Consider the following 2,204-nt stretch of genomic DNA (forward strand, 5'->3'; position numbering starts at 1 on the left):
GCACCGCGGGCAGCGGCGTCCAGTTGAAGACCATCGAAACGTTCGAACTCGGCCTGCCTTCGGTCGCCACGAGCCGTTCGCTGCGCGGCATCGACCACCGTCCGGCCAACTGCGTCGTCACCGACGATCCCGTCGCCTTCGCCAGGGCTCTCGAGGCTGCGGCGGCCGACATCCGCGACGTCGACGGCAGCGCGTTCCGGGGCTCGCAGGTCAAGGCGCTCGACGCTGCCATCCGGCTCGGCCTCGAAGAGCTTGAGCCTGCCAGGCAGGAGGCGTTTGCATGAACATGCATTCCGCCCGCGCTGCGTTCGGGCTCGACAAGCTGATGACGATCCTTGGCATCCCGGTGGTTGCGGTCCGCTGGAACGATGCCATCGCCCTGCTGAACCGGTTGATTGCCGAGCGGCGCTTCACCAAGGTCAGTTTCCTCAACGCCCACAACGCCAACATCGCCTATACCGACCCGGTGTTCGCCGGGGCACTCGATGATTTCCTCATCCTGCCCGACGGCATCGGTATCGATCTGGCGGCGAGGCTCCTCTACGGGGCGCCGTTTCCCGACAATCTCAACGGCACCGATTTCGTCCCGGCCTTCCTGCAGGCCTCGACGACGCCGCTGACCGTTGGGCTGCTCGGCGCGACGCGTGTCAATGCCGAAGCGGCGTCGGTCAAGCTGGCCGCCTTGGCGGTGCAGCACCGGTTCGTGGTGATCCATGACGGCTATTTCCCCGCTTCGCAGGAGCAGGAAATCGTCGACCGGATCGCCGCGCTTCGGCCCGACGTGCTGCTCGTCGCTATGGGCGTGCCGCGCCAGGAATTGTGGATCGAACGCCACATCGACGCGCGCCACTGCACGCTGCCGATCGCCGTCGGCGCGTTGCTTGATTTCCTGAGCGGCGCGGTGCCCCGCGCGCCCTTGTGGATGCGCCGGCTGCGGCTCGAATGGCTGTTCCGGTTGGCTGTCGAACCGAGCCGCCTGTGGCGCCGTTATGTGGTCGGCAACCCACTGTTCCTGCTGCGCGTCGTCAGGCAGAAATTCTCGCTTGCGCCCGAAGCCGCGGAGGATGTCAAGTGAACAGCAGGTTCGTGCCAGGCACCGCTGTCGAGCCAGGCCCGCTGCGGCAGACACCGACGGCGGCCATCGTGACGGCAAGCTACGCGCCCGACTTCGAGCGCTGCCGCCTGCTGTGCGAGACACTTGATCGCCACGTTTCGGGCGCGGCGCACCATTACATCCTGGTCGAACATCGCGACGTCAGGCTGTTTCGCCAATTGGAAACCGGCCGCCGCACGGTCGTCGACGAGCGTGAATTGCTGCCGCGCTGGCTGCACGCATTTGATGATCCGCTCAGCCTGTTTCGCCGGCGCGTCTGGCTCAGCCTGAAGACCCAGCCGCTGCGTGGCTGGCACGTGCAGCAATTGCGTCGCATCGCCATCTCGGCGCATGCATCTCAAGATGTGCTGATCTTCTGCGATTCCGATGTTGCCTTCCTCAAACCTTTCGACTGCGCCGCCTTCTGGCGCGACGGCAAGGCGCGGCTGTTCCGCCGCGACGGCGTGCTGGCGGACGAAGGTCATGAGGAGCATCGCATCTGGTCGCGCAACGCGGGGTCGGCACTCGGCATCGATCCGTCCCGGACATCGGTCCACGACTACATCTCGACGCTGATCGCCTGGCGGCGCGACACCGTGCTGGCCATGTGCGGCGAGATCGAGAAGGTCCATGGTCGCAACTGGGTCGAGGTCGTCGGCTCGGCGCGCAAATTCTCCGAATGCATGATCTACGGCCGCTATGTCGACGATTTGCTACAGGGTGCCGGCCACTTCCACGGTTCGGAGGAGTTCTGCCGGGTGCACTGGACCGGCGAGGCGCTGTCGGACGACGAGTTCCGCCGCTTCGTTGCCGCCATGGCGCCGGAGCAGGTGGCGATCGGCATGCAATCCTTCATCGGCACCGATATCGGCCGTATCCGCCGTTTGACCGGGCTGGATTAGATGGGCTTTGCCGGTTTACGCATCGCCGAATAGGTGAGCAGCGTCGAGGCGAGATACAAAAGCAGGAAGACGACATTGAGCGACAGCACCAGGTTCGGCGTGTCGAGGATGGTCGTCAGCACATAGGTCAAAAGCAGCGCCTTCAGTGCGGCGAGCAGACCGAGATTGAGCGCCCGCACCAGCGTCTGGCCGCGCGCGAACAAAAGCTC

Annotated in this window: 2 protein-coding genes and 2 pseudogenes; 3 read left to right on the forward strand and 1 reads right to left on the reverse strand. The window is 65.2% G+C overall.

The features are described 5' to 3' along the window. The 3 genes and pseudogenes from EN939_RS31105 to EN939_RS31115 form a co-directional block, all read left to right on the forward strand. Positions 1–284: pseudogene (locus EN939_RS31105) on the forward strand (glycosyl transferase); the annotation flags it as partial. After that, positions 281–1,075: a WecB/TagA/CpsF family glycosyltransferase gene (locus EN939_RS31110; RefSeq protein ID WP_127271447.1), complete on the forward strand. Its 795-nt coding sequence runs from the start codon at positions 281–283 to the stop codon at positions 1,073–1,075. The pseudogene EN939_RS31105 and the gene EN939_RS31110, both read left to right, overlap by 4 nt. Further along, positions 1,072–1,995 (forward strand): DUF6492 family protein, encoded by a 924-nt coding sequence (locus EN939_RS31115; RefSeq protein WP_127271449.1) that lies wholly within the window; start codon positions 1,072–1,074, stop codon positions 1,993–1,995. The genes EN939_RS31110 and EN939_RS31115 overlap by 4 nt, the downstream gene beginning before the upstream one ends. On the opposite strand, the pseudogene EN939_RS31120 reads toward EN939_RS31115, so the two are convergent. Continuing rightward, positions 1,992–2,204, reverse strand: a pseudogene (locus EN939_RS31120) (lipopolysaccharide biosynthesis protein); the annotation flags it as partial. The gene EN939_RS31115 and the pseudogene EN939_RS31120 overlap by 4 nt on opposite strands.

This window comes from Mesorhizobium sp. M7A.F.Ca.CA.002.05.1.1 (genome assembly GCF_003998335.1).
GTDB lineage: Bacteria > Pseudomonadota > Alphaproteobacteria > Rhizobiales > Rhizobiaceae > Mesorhizobium.

Excerpts from the sequence above, each read along its gene's own strand:
- EN939_RS31110 (WP_127271447.1), top strand. The coding sequence starts at position 281 with ATGAACATGCATTCCGCCCGCGCTGCGTTCGGGCTCGACAAGCTGATG.